The sequence below is a fragment of the Nocardia sp. NPDC060220 genome (assembly GCF_042727815.1).
Classification (GTDB): domain Bacteria; phylum Actinomycetota; class Actinomycetes; order Mycobacteriales; family Mycobacteriaceae; genus Nocardia.
In genome coordinates, this window is sequence record NZ_JBHWZY010001010.1 from 1 (window position 1) to 2,242 (window position 2,242).

Sequence of the window (2,242 nt, forward strand, 5' to 3'; positions counted from 1 at the left end):
CCCCCTCGAGTTCCTGGCCGACACCGGGAAGGTAGCCGGGAACGTCGGTGACCACGACCAGCGGGATGCCGAACGCGTCGCACAGTCGCACGAAACGTGAAGCCTTCTCGGCACTTTCGGAGTTGAGGCAGCCACCGAGGCGCAGCGGGTTGTTGGCCAGGACGCCGACGGTGCGACCGCCGAGCCGACCGAGACCGGTGACCATGCTGCGGGCGTAACCACCCTGGAGTTCCTCGAAGGAGGACTCACCGTCGACGTTGTCGAGCAGCTCGTGCACGATCGGCTTCACGTCGTAGGCGCGCTTGGCCGACTCCGGCAGCATCGCCTTGAGATCGACATCGCCGTGCTCGGCCGCGACCAGGTCGAACTCGCCCTGCTCGGCGAACATCGACACCAGCCGGCGCGCGCGGTGCATGGCGTCGGCCTCGTCATCGGCGGCGATATGGCAGACGCCGGACTTCTTGAAGTGTGTGGTGGGACCACCGAGGGTCGCCATGTCGACGTTCTCGCCGGTCACCGAGCGCACCACGTCGGGTCCGGTGACGAACACGCGGCCCTCCGGCGCCATGATCACCACATCGGTCAGCGCGGGACCATAGGCGGCACCACCGGCGGCGAAGCCGAGGACCACCGAAATCTGAGGAACGAGACCGGACGCGCGAACCATGGCCTCGAAGACCAGGCCTACCGCGTGCAGCGCCTCGACACCCTCGGCCAGGCGCGCACCACCGGAGTGCCACAGCCCGACGACGGGGATGGAGGATTCGATCGCGGTGTCGATCGCGTCGACGATGTGCTTGCAGCCCTCGACGCCCATCGCGCCGCCCATGACGGTCGCGTCGGAGCAATAGGCCACGGTGCGGACCCCGTCGACCTCGCCGATCGCGGCGAGCACGCCGGAGCGGTCACGCGGATGCAGCGGCAGGACGGTGCCGGGGTCGAAGAAGCGCTGGAGCCGACCCAGTGGGTCGCGCGGATCGGTGGTGGTGTCTTGAAACGCGGGAGCAATGATGGTCATCGCGCTCACTCCTTCGTAAAGATTGCCGCGGCGGCGGCTGCTGTGGCGAACCGCCGGTGGGAGTCGAACCATTCAGTTGGCACGACCCCCACCGGGGATCGGAATGCAGTCGGCGGCTTTATGCCCGACCGAAGGCGAGCGCGACGTTGTGCCCACCGAAACCGAAGGAATTGTTGATCGCGTACTCGATTTCCTGGCGACGGGCTTCCCCGTGCACAACATCGAGATCGATCTCCGGATCCTGGTTGTCCAGGTTCAGTGTCGGCGGAACAATGCCGTCCCGGATCGCGAGCACGGTGAGGATCGACTCCAGGGCGCCCACGGCGCCGATCGAGTGACCCAGTGCCGACTTCGGCGCGTACACCGAAGCGTGCTTACCGATCGCCTTGTGGATCGCGTTCGCCTCGGCGGAGTCACCGATGGGCGTCGCGGTCGCGTGGGCGTTGATGTGGGTGATGTCGCTCTTGGTCAGACCAGCGGTCTGCATCGCGCGAGTCATCGCCCTGGCCGCACCGGTGCCCTCGGGATCGGGAGCGACCAGGTGGAACCCGTCGGAGGTGATACCGGCACCCAGCAGACGAGCGTGGATGGTGGCACCGCGCGCCTTGGCGTGCTCTTCGGTCTCGATGACCATGAGCGCGCCGGCCTCACCGAAGACGAAACCGTCGCGATCCTTGTCGAAGGGACGCGAAGCACCCTTCGGATCGTCGTTGCGGGTACTCATCGCGCGCATCATGGAGAACGCCGCGATCGGCACCGAGTCGATGAAGCCCTCGACACCACCGGTGACGACGATGTCGGCGTCACCCATCACGATCATCCGCCACGCGTTGGCGATGGCCTCCGAACCCGACGAGCACGCCGAGACCGGAGTGACCACTCCCGCCCTGGCCTTCAGCTCGAGACCGACGACCGCCGACGGACCGTTCGGCATGACCATCTGAACAGCCAGCGGCGAGATCTTGCGATAGCCGCCGTTCTTCAGCTTGTCGACCGAGTCGATCAGGGCGTCGCCGCCGCCGAGTCCGGTGCCGATCGCGACGCCGAGACGGTCGTTGTCGACCTCAGGGCTGCCCGCGTTCTTCCACACCTCACGACCGAGAACGGTCGCCAGGCGCTCGACATACGCCATACGGCGGATCTCGACCCGGCTCAACAGGGTGTCGGGGCTGACCTTCAGGTGACCGCCGATTCGCACCGGCAGGTCGTATTCCTCGATGAAGG

At 66.8% G+C, this 2,242-nt stretch carries 2 protein-coding genes; both read right to left on the bottom strand.

Annotation, left to right across the window (positions count from 1 at the left end):
* Nucleotides 1-1,018, bottom strand: a 1,018-nt coding sequence (locus ACFWF3_RS32950) for a carboxyl transferase domain-containing protein (protein WP_379317806.1), incomplete at its 3' end; no start/stop codon positions are given.
* 118 nt (nucleotides 1,019-1,136) lie between these two features.
* A partial coding sequence (locus ACFWF3_RS32955) for a KasA/KasB family beta-ketoacyl-ACP synthase (protein WP_379317808.1) occupies nucleotides 1,137-2,242 on the bottom strand: 1,106 nt, incomplete at its 5' end.